Source organism: Microbacterium sp. MMO-10 (assembly GCF_037148715.1).
In the GTDB taxonomy this organism is placed as follows: domain Bacteria; phylum Actinomycetota; class Actinomycetes; order Actinomycetales; family Microbacteriaceae; genus Microbacterium.
In genome coordinates this window covers 831,289-845,431 of the sequence record NZ_JBBCSV010000001.1, presented here as the reverse complement: position 1 = coordinate 845,431, position 14,143 = coordinate 831,289, and the positions used below count along the sequence as shown (strand labels likewise).

The following is a 14,143-nucleotide window of genomic DNA, read 5'->3' as shown; positions in this document are numbered from 1 at the left end:
ACCGCGGGCGGGGAAACAGCAGGTGAAGCGGATCCGGTGGCCTGCGCACCCTCCGCGCAACTCAGGCCACATCGCGGATCCGGGCCTCGATCCGCCGTGTTTCTCCGGTTCTGCGCCGCGGGGCCTGAGTTGTGCGAGGACTGTACGAAGGCCGATGGGCGATCACCCGCTGAAGCTGCCGACGGAGCCAATCCTGACGCTCGAAGGCGTCGCTGGCGATCACCCTCACCGTCACGTACCCGCGGGCGGCGGCCTCGAGGTCGCGTTCCCGGTCTCGCACCTGCTGCTCCCACCCGCCGTGATGGGCGCGACTGTCGCATTCGATGATCAGCCAGCCGTCCACCAGGAAGTCGACTCTGCCGACGTCGTCGATCCAGACCTGCAGCTCGACCGAGCAGTCCAGCCCGCGAAGGATCAGCCGCACCAGTGTCTCCGGCCCGGACTCGGCCCGGCCGTCCACGAGCCGCAGCAGGACGCCGCAGCGCGCGGGGAGCTCGGCGAAGATGTCCCGAAGGGCCTCCAGGTCGATGAGCCCGAGATGAAGAAGACTGTCCAGGGTGGCGATCGTCGCACGGGGGCTCTGACAGAGGATCGACTGCAGGATCGCATCCCGAAGACCGACGGCATGCGTTCCCAGAGTCGGCCCGGACAGGTCGCGCCAGTGCGCCACCTCCTGCGGGCCGCGACGAGGAAGCCGCGCGGCATTCGGGGGCATGTGGCAATGAAGGCGCCGATCGTCCAGGACGAAGACGCCCACGAGTCGCAGCAGCGACACGCAGGTCAGGCGGCCGCCGAGGCTCGCGGCCTTCGCCATCTCCGGGGGCGCGTCGGCCGAGGCGAAGACACCTCGACGCACACGGATGAGACGCCCCGACCGGACAGCGAGCTCGATGGCCGATCGCGTCCAGCCCTGTGATCTCAGTTCGCGGGTCCGGAAGATGCAGGGATCCAGTCCGGTGGTGCCCGCCGGATCCGACGTTGTTGTTCGCAGCATTCACCGACCCTGGCGCAGAACGGCCCTCCGAAACCGGGTCATGAATAACTTCCCGCTCGCCGCCGATTGTGGAGGACGAAGGAGCGCACCCCTCTCCCGCGCACTATTCAGGCCCCGGTATCCGGAAACCCCGGAGAAGGGCCACATAGGCCGCAAACCGAACGGTCCAGCCTGAATTGCGCGTGGCTCAGCCTCCGCACACCCGGAACCGCAGTCGCGTCGGCACCACGCGCCCGCGCCAGCGGCGGGCCCGAGCGTCCGCGCCGGTACCGTGCCTACCGTCCGCACCGGCGGCCGGCTCGAGATCCCGGGCGCACAACTCAGGCCAGAACTCTGCATCGGCCCGCGCAGATACCCGTATCCGCGCTGCCCACGGACTACAGCCTGAATTGTGCGGCGCGGGGCGGCGCCACCGCACGGCTGAACCACCGCCCCGGGGCCGAACCACCGGCGCCGGGCCGAACGACTGCCCTACGGCCGGACCACCGCCCGGGCCCAAACCACCGCCCACGGCCGAACCACCGGCGCGGGGCCGGACCCCCGCCCCGCGGCCGGATCGCCGACTACCCCGCGGCGGGCGGGGTGCGCTTCGAATCCGCGAGCTCGTCGACCACGAGGGAGCGCTCGTCGATCGTGCCGTTGCGGTACGCCTGCCGTCCGACCATGTGCGCCGAGAGCGGGGCGGTCGCGAACTGCATCAGCACTACGGGCGCCACGAGCAGCAGCCCCAGCACGATCCCGATGACAGAGCGCTGGGAGAGGGCGATCGCGAGGCAGATCAGCAGCAGTCCCAGCACCTGCGGCTTGGTCGCGGCGTGCAGTCGGTTCGGCACATCGCGCAGGCGCAGCAGCCCGATCGCGGCAGTGAGGCACAACAGCGCCCCGATCAGCACGAGCACCCACACGGCCGTGTCGACCACGGCATCCGGGATCCGCCACTCGAAGACGTTCATGACGGCGTGTTATCCCTCCGCGCGACGTAGCGCGCCACCGAGATGGATCCGAACACGCCCACCGCGGCGACCACGATGAGCACCGGGAGCGTCCGGGTGTGATGGTTGATCGCCATGTCCGCACCGAGCACGCACATGACCTCGGTGAGCAGCACGTCGGCGGCGACCGCGCGGTCGAGGATCGACGGGCCGATCACGATGCGCACCACGGCGAGGATCGCGGCGACCGCGAACACGACCATGATCACGAGCAGGAGCGGATTCACGGGCGGACCTCCCTCTCGGCGCGCTCCTCGGCGCGCAACTGCGCGGCCTGCGCCGGGGAGCCGAGGGCGCGCACGATGCGGCGCTCCCAGCGCAGGACTCCGGCGCGCTGGCGCTCCACGTCCTCGAGCGAGCGCACGCCGATCACGTGCAGGTACAGCGTGCGCGTGTCGCGCTCGGCCTCGACCACGAGCGAACCGGGGATGAGCGACGAGGTGACCGCGACGTGGGTCATCACGAGGTCGTCGGCGTACCGCAGCGGTACGGCGATGATCGCGGCCCCCGGCGAGCGCCGCGGGTTCAGCACCTGCACGGCGACGCTGAGCGATCCGTGCACGACCGCGGCGAGGAACTGCACGACGAGCAGCGCCGCCCACCACAGGTTGATCCGCCCGGACAGCTCGATCGTGGGCAGCCGGAACACGCGCGTCACGAACAGCGCCACGACGACGCCGGTCACCGCCGACAGCGCCGTGAACTGACCCCAGAGCAGCATCCACAGCACGACCAGCCAGAGCAGGAACGGCAGCTGCAGACCGATCTCGCGCCAGATCCCGCGCTTCGTCACCGCGCTCATGAGCCGGCCTCGTCGCCGTCGAGCATGTCGAGATGCACCGGCTGCAGCAGGTTGGCGCCGATCCGCTCGCAGAGCCCATAGATCGGCCCGGCGAAGACGGTGAGGGCGAGCGTGACGGCCACCATCCCGCCGGTCGCGAAGGTCATGATGGTGGGGATCCGGCGCCGCTCCTGCTGCTCGTCGGCCGCGGGGGCCGCGCCGAGGTGCGCGATGCGCTCGTTCTCGATCTCCTCCGGCGTCTCGTCCTTGCTGCGCCAGAACGCGAGGTTCCACGCGCGCATGAGGGCGTAGAGCGTCAGCAGCGAGGTGAGCACGCCTCCGACGATGAGCACCCAGATGAGGGGCGTCGCGACCTGGGCGGCCGCCTGGAACAGGGCGAACTTGCCGATGAACCCGGAGAACGGCGGGAGCCCGCCGAGGTTGATCGCCGGCACGAAGTAGAGCACCGCGATCAGGGGCGCCGCCTTCATGAGTCCGCGCACCTTGAGGATCGACGTGCTGCCCGCCCGGCGTTCGACGAGCCCCACGGCGAGGAACAGCGTGGTCTGCACGATGATGTGGTGGACGATGTAGTACACGGTGGCGCCGATCGCGGCCGGCGTGGCGATCGCGAGGCCGAACACCATGTAGCCGACGTGGCTGACCAGCGTGAACGACAGGATCCGTTTCAGCTCCGCCTGCGCGACGGCGCCGAGTATTCCGATCACCATCGTCGCGAGCGCCACGATCATGAGCAGCGTGTTGATGCTCGACACGTTGAACAGCTGCGTCTCGGTGCGGATCAGGGCGTAGACGCCGACCTTCGTGAGCAGGCCCGCGAACACCGCCGTGACCGGTGCCGGTGCGGTCGGGTAGGAGTCCGGCAGCCAGAACGACATGGGGAACACCGCCGCCTTGATGCCGAAGGCGACCACGAGCATGAGGTGCAGGACGAGCTGGGTGCTCGGCGGGATCTCCCCGATCCGCTCGGCGATCTGCGCCATGTTGACGGTGCCGAGCGCGGCGTAGATGAGCGCGATCGCGACGAGGAACAGCACGGACGACACGAGCGAGACGACGATGTAGACCGCTCCGGTGCGGATCCGCGACTCGGTGCTGCCCAGCGTGATGAGCACGTAGGAGGCGACCAGCAGGATCTCGAAGCCGACGTAGAGGTTGAACAGGTCGCCCGCGATGAACGCGTTGAAGATGCCCGCCGCGAGGATCAGGTACGACGGGTTGAAGATCGAGATCGGGGTCTCCTCAGCCCCGTCGGCGGCGCCCTGGCCCACCGAGAACAACAGCACCGCGACGAGCACGATGCTCGACACGAGGACGAGCAGGGCCGCGAGCCGGTCGACGTAGAGCACGATGCCGAACGGGGCGGGCCAGCCGCCGACCATGACGGCGATCGGCTTGGTCTGGTCGACGACCACGAGCAGCGTCGCGGCGATGACCGAGACGGCGGCGAGCGTGGCGACCGTGACGATCACCTGGATCCGGGTGTTCCGGCCGAACACGAGGGTGATCGCCGCGCCGAGCAGCGGCAGGGCGACGAGCAGCGGGACGAGGGCGTTCATCGGTCCCCCTCCCCCGGGCTGCGGTCGTCGTCGGTCGTGCGGTGAGCGCGTCCTCCGGCGTCGTCGGGGGTGGGATCCGGCAGATCCACGGGCGCATCGTCGACGAGCGCGGCGTGGTCCTTCGCGTGCAGCACCCGGATCGGCGAGGTCGCGACGCCCACGAAGTCGGTGGTCGCGTCCTCGTCCTCGAGGTCGACCTCGTCGTCCATGAGGTCTTCCTCGATCTCCGTGCGCTCGCGCAGGGCGATGTCGGCCTCGTCGTCCTCGACGGTGTCGGCCTTGCCCAGCTGCCAGGAGCGGTAGATGAGGGCGAGGAGGAAGGCGGAGACCGCGAACGTGATGACGATCGCGGTGAGGGTGAGCGCCTGCGGCAGTGGGTCGCTCATGTCGCCGTCGATGCCGTAGAACGGCGCCCGGCCCGGCCGGCCCATGACGATGAGCAGCAGCAGGTTCACGGCGTTGCCCAGCAGCAGGAAGCCGATGAGCACGCGGGTGAGGCTGCGCTCGAGCATCGCGTAGACGCCGCACCCGAACAGCACGGCCATGATCACGATGAGCACGAGGGAGACGTCCATCAGATGTCCACCCCCCTGGCGCGCATCTCGAGGGTCTGCCGGTCGACCTCCGCGCCGAGACTGCGCAGCACGTCGAGCACGAGCCCGATGACCACGAGGTACACGCCGATGTCGAAGATCGTCGAGCTCACGAACTCGATGTGCCCGATGACGGGGATCTCCGCCTCCCACACCGCGCTCGTCAGCGGGGCGAGACCGAAGAACAGGGGCACCACGGCCGCGCCGACCGCGAGGATGAGACCCCCTCCGAGCAGGCGTCCGGCGTCGGCGGGCGCGGCGGCGCCGAGCTCCCAGCGACCGCCGGCGATGTAGCGCATGACGAGGGCCATGCCGGCGACGAGGCCGCCCGCGAAGCCTCCGCCCGGGGCGTTGTGCCCGGCGAAGAGCAGGTAGATCGACACCACGATGATCGTGTGGAAGAGGATCCGCACGATCACCTCGAGCAGGATCGAGCGGTTCTCCGGCTTGACGTTGCCGCCGCCCACGAGCCACGCGCGGGGCGCCGTGTCGCCGGCCGTCTGCACGCGCACGCCCTCGGTCGTCTCGACCAGCGGAGCCCGGCGCGCCTTGCGCGGTCCCTCGGGCAGCGCCCTGGTGGCCGAGAGCCGGTCGGCGCGATGCGTCACGAACACGAGGGATGCCACGCCGGTCGCCGCGAGCACCAGCACCGACAGCTCGCCCATGGTGTCCCACCCGCGCAGGTCGACCAGGGCGACGTTGACGACGTTCTTGCCGTGCCCGAGCTCGTAGGCGAGCTTCGGGAACGCCTCGGAGATCGGCTCGGCGACCCGAGATCCGGTGGCGACGACCGCCACGGCCGCCATCATCAGTCCGGCCGCGATGCCGAGGATCGCCCGCGGAACGCGTCCCACCGAGGCGTTGTGCTCCCCCATCCGCGCCGGAAGCCGGCGCAGCACGAGGGCGAAGGTGACCAGGGTCACCGTCTCGACGAGGATCTGGGTGAGCGCGAGGTCGGGAGCGCCGCTCGTGCCGAACAGCACGACCATGCCGAGGCCGGTGACCGAGACCAGCACGACGCCGGTGTAGCGCTTGCGCGCCCGGATCGCGAGGAGTCCCGCGGCGATCATGATGGGCGCGACGACGAGCTGCACCGGCGTGTGCCACGCGCTGAGTCTCGCGTCGATCGGACCGCCGGCGAGGAGGGCGGTCGTCTCCCCGGCGATCACCACGACGAAGATCGTCCCCACGTACACGGGCAGCGAGCCGCGCTGGGTGAGGGAGGTCGTGACGACCGAGAGGCGGTCGATCGCGCGCATCACCAGGTAGTACGCGTCCTGGGCGGTGAACCGCAGCAGGCGGGGGGCACGGTCCCAGCCGAGGCGCCGGGTGAGCGGGAACAGCGCGAGTCCGAGCAGCACGGCGCCCAGCGAGAGGAACAGGGCCGGGGCCAGGCCGTGCCACAGGGCGAGGTAACCCGGATCCAGCGGATTGCCGTCATAGTCCGGCGCCTTCGCGTCGTCCGCGAAACCGTAGAGCGCGACGGTGATCACCGACGCCAGGGGTCCGAGCACCAGGGTGCCTGCGGCCAGCACCACCGGGGACACGAGGAAGCCGAACGGCGGCGAAGGCCATTCCGTATCGGGAATATATGCGCCAGTCGCATCCTTCTTGCGCCAGAACGCGCCCCAGAGGAAGCGCGCGCCGTACGCGGCGGTGAGGATGGAGCCCAGGATCACGCCGGCGAGCGCGACGATCCCCCAGGGCGACCCGCGCAGCGCCTCGTCGAACAGCGCCGCGAGCGTCGACTCCTTCGCGACGAACCCGATCGTCGGCGGGATGCCCATCATGGATCCGACCGCGAGGAACCCGGCGGTCGCCAGCAGCGGCGCCTGCCGCCCCACGCCGCTGATCTCGGTGACGTCGCGGGTGGAGAGCTGGCGGTCGATGACGCCGACGATGAGGAAGAGGGACGACTTGAACAGCGCGTGGCTGATCACCAGGGCGAGACCCGCGAGGATCGCATCCGAGGTGCCGTAGCCCAGCACGATCGTGAAGAAGCCGAGCTGGCTCACCGTGCCGAAGGCGAGGATGCGCTTCAGATCGGTCTCACGCAGCGCCTGCACGCCGCCGAGCAGCATCGTGAAGACGCCGAGCGAGATCGTGATCGGCCGCCACGGGCCGGACAGGGCGAACACGGGGGCGAACCGCGCGATCAGGTAGATGCCCGCCTTCACCATCGCCGCGGCGTGCAGATAGGCGCTGACCGGCGTGGGCGCCGCCATCGCGCCCGGCAGCCAGAAGTGGAAGGGGAAGATCGCCGACTTGCTGAGCGCTCCGACGAGCAGCAGCACGATCGACGCATCGACCAGCGGCCCGGTGGGTGCGATCTCCAGGATCCGGGAGATGCTCGACGTCTCCGCATCGACGGAGAGGAACACGACGCCGATGAACATCGCGAGTCCGCCGAGGGTCGTCACGAGCAGCGCCTGCAGCGCCGCACGCCGGCTCGCTCCGCGGCGGTGATAATGCCCGATGAGCAGGTAGGACAGGATGCTGGTGAGCTCCCAGAACATCACCAGCAGCACGAGATCGTCGGTCGTGACCAGGCCGTACATCGCGCCCGCGAAGGCGAGCAGCACGGCGGCGAACTGGCCGAGCCCCTCCTTGGATCCGCGGAAGTACCACCGGCAGTAGAGCAGCACGAGCGCCCCGACACCGCTGACGATGAGGGCCAGCAGCCAGCTCAGCTCGTCCAGCCGGAACGAGAGCGAGAGCCCGAGCTGGGGGATCCACTCGATCGACTCCCGCGGGACCAGATCCGGATCGGCGGATCCGAGCAGCACCTGCGGGGTCAGCGCTGCCGTGTACACGAACGCCGCGGCCGGGACGAGCGCCGCGACGGCGAACGCGCGGGCCCCGATCCAGGCGACCAGCAGCGGCAGCAGCAACGAGGCGAGGGCGAACACGGCGAGGAGCGTCAGCATGGCGGTCTCCTCTGGCTCGTCGGTCTCTGCGGACTCAGCGGGTGGGCGCGCAGGTCGACACAGGCGGGCGGGTTCCCGTCCAGTTTAGGGGCAGTTGCCTGACCCGTTGCATGCCGGATCCGGAATCTAATGCCGGGGCGCCGGCGCGGGACCGGTCGTGGTGCCCTCGCGGAACGTGCAGGTGAAGCGGATCGATGCCGCCTGCTCCCCCGCGAGCAGGCGGGCCACGGCGTCTCCCGCTGCGCGTCCCTTCTCCACCGCAGGCTGCACGGCGGTGGTCAGCACGTGCTCGCCGAGGCCGTCGACCGCGATGCCGTCGAAGCCGGCCACGCTGACGTCCTCCGGCACGCTCAGCCCCGCCTCCTCGGCAGCCCGTATGACCCCGGCTGCGACGAGGTCGCTCTGCGCGATCACCGCGGTGGGCCGCGATTCCGGGTCGGCGAACAGCAGTCGCCCGGCGATCAGGCCCTCGTCGATGAGGCTGCCCCCCGCCGACACCACCCGGGCGTCCGGGAAGACCGCGAGAGCGCCCTCCAGGCGGGCGGCGGTCACGGGCGTCGTGATGCTCGCGATGCGCTCCGGGCTCGCATCGCCGCGCACCCGATCGGTGTCGAACGGCAGCGTCACCACGGCGACGCTGCGGTGCCCCAGGGCCCGCAGGTGATGGGCGATCTGCGCCGCGGCCTCGACGTTGTCGAGCTCCATGCGAGGCACGCCCTCCCCCGCATCCCCCTCGATCACCACGACGGGCAGACCGCGCGCACGCACGGCCTGCAGCGTCTCGCGCATGCGGCCGCTGCAGCCGATCAGTACGGCGGCGTCGATCGGCGCGGTGGCGAGCGTCGGCGCATCGGCGCCCGCCTCGGGGTCGTCGCGCAGCAGCAGCACGCCGGCGCCGAGCGCGGCGAGGCCGTCGGTCAGCCCGTCCATGGTCGCGGTCTTGATGGGATCGAGGAACGCGGTGCGCAGGTGCTCCTCGAGCGCGACGGCGACGATGCCGCTCCGCCCCCGCCGCAGCGACGCCGCGCGGGGGTCGGGGCCGGTGTAGCCGAGCTCTGCGGCGACGGCGAGCACGCGCTCCCTCGTGGCCGCGGCCACCGGGGCCTTGCCGCTGAACACGACAGAAGCGGTGGACGGGCTCACCCCGGCGGTGCGGGCCACGTCGGCGATCGTCGCGCGGCGCCGCGGGGCCGCGGCGTCCGGATCCGAGCTCATGACTCGACAATAACACCGCGGGGAACACAGGAATCGAATCGATTCGATACACTGTCCGGATGGACACCGCCCTCACCCGCTCCCAGTTCGTGCGCTGGCGCACCGCGATCTTCGCGATCTTCCTCGTCAGCGGCATGACGATGACGACCTGGGCGTCGCGCGTCCCGGCGATCAAGGAGGAGCTCGGGATCGACAAGGCGCAGCTCGGCTTCGTGCTCGTCGGCATGGGCATCGCCTCGATCGTGGGCGTGTCCACCAGCCCCGCCGTGCTCGCCCGCACCGGGGGACGACGCGGCATGCTGATCACGCTTCTCACGACGGCGGTCGGCACCGTGCTGATCGGTGTCGGCGCCGACGTGCTGCACGCCGTGCCCGTCGTGCTGATCGGCCTCGTGCTGTTCGGGCTGGGCGGCGGCAGCCTCGACGTGATGATGAACGTCGAGGCCACGGCGATCGAGCAGCACGCCGGCAAGACGATCCTGCCGGTGTTCCACGCCTTCTTCAGCTTCGGCACCGTCATCGGCGCGGGTCTCGGCGCCGCCGCGGCGGCGCTGCACATCCCCGTGTGGCCGCACACCCTCGCGATCGCGGGGGTCATCGTGATCGTCGCGCTCGTCAGCGTGGTCCAGGTGCCGAAGCGCGAGGAGACCCTGGATCCGACTCCCGACGCGCCGCGCGCCACCTGGAGCGAGCGGATGCGCACCTCGCTCGCAGTCTGGCGCGAGCCGCGCACGTACGCGCTCGGCGTCGTCATGCTCGGTATGGCCTTCGCGGAGGGCGGCGCCAACGACTGGCTCGCGCTCGGCGTCGCCGAGGACCACCACGCGGGTCCTGCGCTGGGAGCCGCGGCTCTGGCGACGTTCTCGGTCTCGATGACCGTGGTGCGCCTGTTCGGCGGACCACTCGTCGACCGCTTCGGGCGCGTCATCGTGCTGCGCGTGCTCGCGATCACCGCCGCGGCCGGGATCCTGCTGTTCATCCTCGCGCCGAGCACTCCGCTGGTGTTCCTGGGTGCGGCGCTGTGGGGGATCGGCGCGTCGCTCGGGTTCCCGCTGGGCATGTCCGCCGCGGCCGACGATCCGGCGAAGGCGGCGGCCCGGGTGAGCGCCGCGGCGACGATCGGCTACATCGCGTTCCTCGGCGGCCCGCCGGTGCTCGGCTTCATCAGCAACCACCTGGGTCTGCTCAACACGCTCTACATCATCGTGGTGCTCGCCGCCCTGTCCGGCCTGTTCTCCGGCGCCGCCCGGCCGCTCCGCGAGGACGAGAAGGTCTCCGCGGGCTGAGGCGGCCCGAAGGGACGCCGGCTCGGCCGAGCAGGCGCCGGCGCCGGCGCCGTGTCGAGCGAGCGGACGCCGGGTCGACCGAGCGGGAGCCGGGTCGACCGGGCGACCCGCGGGCGCGCGGCGGGCTAGGCTCTTCGGGTGCGTCTCGTCATCGCCCGCTGCGCCGTGGACTACACCGGCCGCCTCAACGCCCACCTGCCCCTCGCCACGCGTCTGCTCGTGCACAAGGGCGACGGCAGCCTGCTCGTGCACTCCGACGGCGGCAGCTACAAGCCGCTGAACTGGATGAGCCCGCCGTGCCGGCTCGAGGCCGAGGCGCCGGGGGAGGAGGAGGCGTCGGCCGGGGTCACCGAGGTCTGGCGGGTCACCCACCAGAAGACCGGCGACGCGCTGCGCGTGCAGATCTACGAGATCCTGCACGACTCCGCCCATGAGCTCGGCGTCGACCCCGGGCTGCAGAAGGACGGCGTCGAGGCGGATCTGCAGCGGCTCCTCGCCGAGCAGGTGGATCGGATCTCCGAAGGCGCGACCCTGGTGCGCCGCGAGTACCCGACCGCGATCGGCCCGGTCGATCTCATGGTCCGCGACGCCGAGGGCAGGGCGATCGCCGTCGAGATCAAGCGCCGCGGCGACATCGACGGCGTCGAGCAGCTCACCCGCTACCTCGAGCTGCTCGGACGGGATCCGCACCTCGCGCCGGTGCAGGGCGTGTTCGCCGCCCAGGAGATCAAGCCGCAGGCGCGCGTGCTCGCCGAGGACCGGGGGATCCGCTGCCTCGTCCTCGACTACGAGGCGATGAAGGGCATCGACAGCGGAATCCCCACCCTGTTCTGAGGGCCTCTCGCGACAACCCGCCTGAGCCCGCGCCCTAGGCTGGAAGGCATGGCCGTCTCTCCCTATACCTGCATCCTCTGGGACGTCGACGGCACGATCGCCGACGCCTCGGCGGGCATCCTTCCGCGCCTCATCCAGGTCTTCGCGGAGTTCGGCCTGCCGGAGCCGGCGCCGGAGTCGCTGTCGCGGTGGATCGGGCCTCCGATGTTCGAATCGTTCCGCGATCTGGCCGGGCTCTCCGAGGAGGACGCCCACCGGGCTGTCCGGGAGTACCGCCGGCTTGCCGCTCGGGACGGGTACGCGGCCAGTGTGCGCATCTACCCCGGCGTCGCGGAGGCGCTGCGGACCGTGAAGGCCGCGGGGATCCCGCAGGCGACCGCCAGCTCGAAGCCCGAGAACCAGGTGTTCGCGATCCTGGAGCACTACGCGCTGCTCGACGACTTCGTCATCGTCGCCGGCGCTCTCCCGGATGCCTCCGGTCTGCACGACGGGAAGGAGGCGGTGCTGCGCCGCGCACTGCACCGTCTCGCCGATGCGGGCGTGGACGTGAGCCGCCCCGTGCTCATCGGCGACCGCCTCCATGACATCGAGGGAGCGGCCCCGCTGGGCGTCCCCGTGATCTTCGTGACCTGGGGCTTCGGCGAGGCGGGGGAGTCCGCCGGATCCGTCGCCGAGGTCGCGACGCCGGAAGAGCTGCTGCGGATCCTGCTCCCGCACGGCTGAGCGCAGCCCCGACGCTCCGCGAGACGCACGCGACCGCGAGACAGCACGGCGCGCCCGACCGCGAGACCGAACTTCCGTCCCGAGACCGACGCTCGGATCGTGGGTTTCGGAACGCAGGTTCGGTCTCGCGGTCGTGCGCACGAATCGAGCCGACGGTGACGTGCGCACGGATCGAGCCGGCGGTGACGCGCGCACGAATCGAGCCGACGGTCACCCGCGGACAAAGAGAACTCCCCCGGGGCCGAAGCCCCGGGGGAGTCAGAAGTCCGTGTCGCTCAGAGCGGACGGATGTTCTCGGCCTGCAGGCCCTTGGGGCCCTGCGCCACATCGAACTCGACGCGCTGGTTCTCGTCGAGCGAGCGGTAGCCGGAGGATGCAATGGCGGAGTAGTGCGCGAACACGTCAGCTCCACCGTCGTCGGGGGAGATGAAGCCGAAGCCCTTCTCCGAGTTGAACCACTTAACCGTGCCCTGAGTCATGTACTGCCTTCTTGCTTGGGCTTACGCCGGCGCAGACGCCACCGACGATGCTAACGCTATCCGAGAGCACCGTCATTGCAACACCCCGCGGAACAAGGTGACGAAAATGTTGCATCCCGTGACGGGCCGGGATCCGACTGCCGCTCGGCGTTCCGCCGGGAAATGGAGCGGGTCCCCACCGCGGGGGGAGCGATGGGGACCCAGGACGACCGGAGGGTGCGTCTGAAATCAGCATAGCCCATGTTCGAAGGATTTGTCCCCCAAAAGGGGGACAGATTCCGGGTCGCGGGTCTATCATCGCAATACATCGGAATACTGGGGAGGACGGCCCCCTCGGGGTATCCATTGGGGACTGGATATGCCGAGGGGGCCAATGTGCGCACAGGCCGCCGGTCGCTGGGGATGACCTTCCGCCTTCGCTGGGGACTCAGGACGGGAACGGCCCTTTTCATGTGCGCCGGGTCAACACTAGGCGAGTGCGCCCGGCCTGTCCAGGCGCTCCGGCCGAGAGGGTGCGATCACGCGGGCAGCGCGTGCCATTCCTCCTGGAGCAGGCCGTAGCTCATGCCGTCCATCCACTCGCCGCTGCGATGCAGCGCGGTGCCCCGGCTGTGCTCCTCACGGCGCATGCCCAGCCGCTCCATCATCCGCCAGGACGCCTCGTTCGCCGCGAAGCAGCCGGCGCTCACCCGGCGCAGACCCAGCTCGGTGAAGCACGCCGCCATCACCGCGCGCACCGCCTCCGTCGCGTAGCCCCGGCCCTGATGCGCCGGATCCATGGCCCACCCGAGCTCGGCCTGGACGCCCTCCGCCTGCGCGCGCACCTCGGTCTGCGCCCACGCGTCCTCGACGCGCAGCATGATGTCGCCGATCACGCCCGCCCCGGGCAGCTCCACGAGCAGCGTGACGGCGAGCCGCTCCGGGTCCGTGAAGTGCGCACGGAACGCCTCCGCGTCGGCCGGCGCCGTGCTCAGCCAGCGCCCCACCTCGTCGATGCGGCGGTAGCGCCACACCGCGTCGGAGTCGTCCGCCGTGCTCGCGCGCACGATGAGCCGCTCGGTGCGCAGCGGGAGGGCGATCCGGTCCAGGGCGGGGGAGGTCATGCCTCCAGGCTAGGGTCCGGATCCGACATCCGCGCGGAGCGCACGTCGACGAGGCCGTCCAGAGCCTGCAGCAGGCGGGCGGCGCCGGGGCGATCGGGCGTGGTGCGGGTGTGCACCAGCACGTTCATCGCCGCGAGCACGAGCGACACCGCGCGCACGGCCTCGTCATGGTCGGAGGAGCGACGCTCGGCGAGCTCGATGAGCTGCTCGCGCACCGAGCCCATCCACTGCGAGAACGCGGGCAGCAGCTCGGGCCGCCGGATGAGCAGCTGCTTGATCCGCTGCCGGTCCATCCCCTCGTCCATCGAGGAGCCGACCACCTCGCACAGCGCGGGGACGAGCTCGCCGCGTGCCGCGAGGAACCGCCGCACCACGTCGTCGGCCGCACCGGAGGCGGGCAGCTTCAGCGCAGCGGCGGCCTTGGAGGGGAAGTAGTTGAAGAACGTGCGCGGCGACACGTCGACGGCCTGGCAGATCTGCTCGATCGTCGTGCCGTCGAGCCCCTGCTCCTCGACGAGACGCAGGGCGGCCTCGTGCAGGGCCTGGCGGGTCTGCTGCTTCTTGCGCTCGCGTCGGCCCTCGCCGGCGCGCTCGCTCACCGCGCCCGTGCCTTCCGCGATCTCGATCATGCTCCTC

General features: G+C 70.8%; 14 protein-coding genes. 3 read left to right on the top strand and 11 right to left on the bottom strand.

Features of this window, described 5'->3' with window-relative positions:
- Positions 1-61 precede the first annotated feature (61 nt).
- From WFJ17_RS04015 to WFJ17_RS03980, 8 genes are all read right to left on the bottom strand, one after another.
- Positions 62-994, bottom strand: coding sequence for a type IV toxin-antitoxin system AbiEi family antitoxin domain-containing protein (locus tag WFJ17_RS04015; protein ID WP_251444010.1), 933 nt, complete (start codon positions 992-994; stop codon positions 62-64).
- A 563-nt stretch (positions 995-1,557) separates the two neighbouring features.
- Positions 1,558-1,947 carry a monovalent cation/H(+) antiporter subunit G gene (gene mnhG / locus WFJ17_RS04010; protein WP_251444007.1) on the bottom strand — a complete coding sequence of 130 codons (390 nt, stop codon included), beginning with the start codon at positions 1,945-1,947 and terminating at the stop codon, positions 1,558-1,560.
- A complete protein-coding gene (locus WFJ17_RS04005; RefSeq protein WP_251444004.1) occupies positions 1,944-2,213 on the bottom strand; it encodes a monovalent cation/H+ antiporter complex subunit F in 270 nt (89 codons plus the stop codon). The genes mnhG and WFJ17_RS04005 overlap by 4 nt, the downstream gene beginning before the upstream one ends.
- Positions 2,210-2,788: a Na+/H+ antiporter subunit E gene (locus tag WFJ17_RS04000; RefSeq protein WP_336647721.1), complete on the bottom strand. Its 579-nt coding sequence runs from the start codon at positions 2,786-2,788 to the stop codon at positions 2,210-2,212. Before WFJ17_RS04000 ends, WFJ17_RS04005 begins: the two co-directional genes overlap by 4 nt.
- Positions 2,785-4,347 (bottom strand): Na+/H+ antiporter subunit D, encoded by a 1,563-nt coding sequence (locus tag WFJ17_RS03995; protein ID WP_251443988.1) that lies wholly within the window; start codon positions 4,345-4,347, stop codon positions 2,785-2,787. The genes WFJ17_RS04000 and WFJ17_RS03995 overlap by 4 nt, the downstream gene beginning before the upstream one ends.
- Positions 4,344-4,922: a Na(+)/H(+) antiporter subunit C gene (locus WFJ17_RS03990; RefSeq protein WP_251443985.1), complete on the bottom strand. Its 579-nt coding sequence runs from the start codon at positions 4,920-4,922 to the stop codon at positions 4,344-4,346. The genes WFJ17_RS03995 and WFJ17_RS03990 overlap by 4 nt, the downstream gene beginning before the upstream one ends.
- Complete coding sequence (locus WFJ17_RS03985) at positions 4,922-7,867, bottom strand: Na+/H+ antiporter subunit A (RefSeq protein ID WP_336647720.1); 2,946 nt, start codon at positions 7,865-7,867, stop codon at positions 4,922-4,924. The genes WFJ17_RS03990 and WFJ17_RS03985 overlap by 1 nt, the downstream gene beginning before the upstream one ends.
- Positions 7,868-7,993: 126 nt before the next feature.
- The gene (locus WFJ17_RS03980) at positions 7,994-9,082 is read right to left on the bottom strand and encodes a LacI family DNA-binding transcriptional regulator (protein ID WP_336647719.1); all 1,089 of its coding nucleotides are present in this window, start codon (positions 9,080-9,082) and stop codon (positions 7,994-7,996) included.
- A gap of 59 nt (positions 9,083-9,141) precedes the next feature.
- On the opposite strand from WFJ17_RS03980, the gene WFJ17_RS03975 reads away from it, so the two are divergent.
- The 3 genes from WFJ17_RS03975 (at position 9,142) to WFJ17_RS03965 (ending at position 11,925) form a co-directional block, all read left to right on the top strand.
- Positions 9,142-10,368: an MFS transporter gene (locus WFJ17_RS03975; protein ID WP_292882226.1), complete on the top strand. Its 1,227-nt coding sequence runs from the start codon at positions 9,142-9,144 to the stop codon at positions 10,366-10,368.
- A gap of 138 nt (positions 10,369-10,506) precedes the next feature.
- On the top strand, positions 10,507-11,202 hold the full coding sequence (gene nucS, locus WFJ17_RS03970; RefSeq protein ID WP_295032978.1) for an endonuclease NucS: 696 nt from the start codon (positions 10,507-10,509) through the stop codon (positions 11,200-11,202).
- Between the two features lie 48 nt (positions 11,203-11,250).
- Positions 11,251-11,925, top strand: coding sequence for an HAD hydrolase-like protein (locus WFJ17_RS03965; protein ID WP_336647718.1), 675 nt, complete (start codon positions 11,251-11,253; stop codon positions 11,923-11,925).
- A 275-nt stretch (positions 11,926-12,200) separates the two neighbouring features.
- On the opposite strand, the gene WFJ17_RS03960 is transcribed toward WFJ17_RS03965, so the two are convergent.
- The 3 genes from WFJ17_RS03960 to WFJ17_RS03950 form a co-directional block, all read right to left on the bottom strand.
- Positions 12,201-12,404 carry a cold-shock protein gene (locus WFJ17_RS03960; protein ID WP_045250254.1) on the bottom strand — a complete coding sequence of 68 codons (204 nt, stop codon included), beginning with the start codon at positions 12,402-12,404 and terminating at the stop codon, positions 12,201-12,203.
- Between the two features lie 518 nt (positions 12,405-12,922).
- Positions 12,923-13,507, bottom strand: a complete 585-nt coding sequence (locus tag WFJ17_RS03955) for a GNAT family N-acetyltransferase (protein WP_251443968.1) — start codon at positions 13,505-13,507, stop codon at positions 12,923-12,925.
- Positions 13,504-14,136, bottom strand: a complete 633-nt coding sequence (locus WFJ17_RS03950; RefSeq protein WP_251443965.1) for a TetR/AcrR family transcriptional regulator — start codon at positions 14,134-14,136, stop codon at positions 13,504-13,506. The genes WFJ17_RS03955 and WFJ17_RS03950 overlap by 4 nt, the downstream gene beginning before the upstream one ends.
- Positions 14,137-14,143 lie beyond the last annotated feature (7 nt).

What these genes read in the sequence shown, in the direction of transcription:
- WFJ17_RS03985 (WP_336647720.1), bottom strand. Translation starts at nt 7,867, where the DNA reads ATGCTGACGCTCCTCGCCGTGTTCGCCCTCGCCTCGTTGCTGCTGCCG.
- WFJ17_RS03980 (WP_336647719.1), bottom strand. Translation starts at nt 9,082, where the DNA reads ATGAGCTCGGATCCGGACGCCGCGGCCCCGCGGCGCCGCGCGACGATC.
- WFJ17_RS04015 (WP_251444010.1), bottom strand. Translation starts at nt 994, where the DNA reads ATGCTGCGAACAACAACGTCGGATCCGGCGGGCACCACCGGACTGGAT.
- WFJ17_RS03995 (WP_251443988.1), bottom strand. Translation starts at nt 4,347, where the DNA reads ATGAACGCCCTCGTCCCGCTGCTCGTCGCCCTGCCGCTGCTCGGCGCG.
- WFJ17_RS03960 (WP_045250254.1), bottom strand. Translation starts at nt 12,404, where the DNA reads ATGACTCAGGGCACGGTTAAGTGGTTCAACTCGGAGAAGGGCTTCGGC.
- mnhG (WP_251444007.1), bottom strand. Translation starts at nt 1,947, where the DNA reads ATGAACGTCTTCGAGTGGCGGATCCCGGATGCCGTGGTCGACACGGCC.
- WFJ17_RS03965 (WP_336647718.1), top strand. Translation starts at nt 11,251, where the DNA reads ATGGCCGTCTCTCCCTATACCTGCATCCTCTGGGACGTCGACGGCACG.
- WFJ17_RS03990 (WP_251443985.1), bottom strand. Translation starts at nt 4,922, where the DNA reads ATGGACGTCTCCCTCGTGCTCATCGTGATCATGGCCGTGCTGTTCGGG.
- WFJ17_RS03975 (WP_292882226.1), top strand. Translation starts at nt 9,142, where the DNA reads ATGGACACCGCCCTCACCCGCTCCCAGTTCGTGCGCTGGCGCACCGCG.
- WFJ17_RS03950 (WP_251443965.1), bottom strand. Translation starts at nt 14,136, where the DNA reads ATGATCGAGATCGCGGAAGGCACGGGCGCGGTGAGCGAGCGCGCCGGC.
- WFJ17_RS03955 (WP_251443968.1), bottom strand. Translation starts at nt 13,507, where the DNA reads ATGACCTCCCCCGCCCTGGACCGGATCGCCCTCCCGCTGCGCACCGAG.
- WFJ17_RS04000 (WP_336647721.1), bottom strand. Translation starts at nt 2,788, where the DNA reads ATGAGCGCGGTGACGAAGCGCGGGATCTGGCGCGAGATCGGTCTGCAG.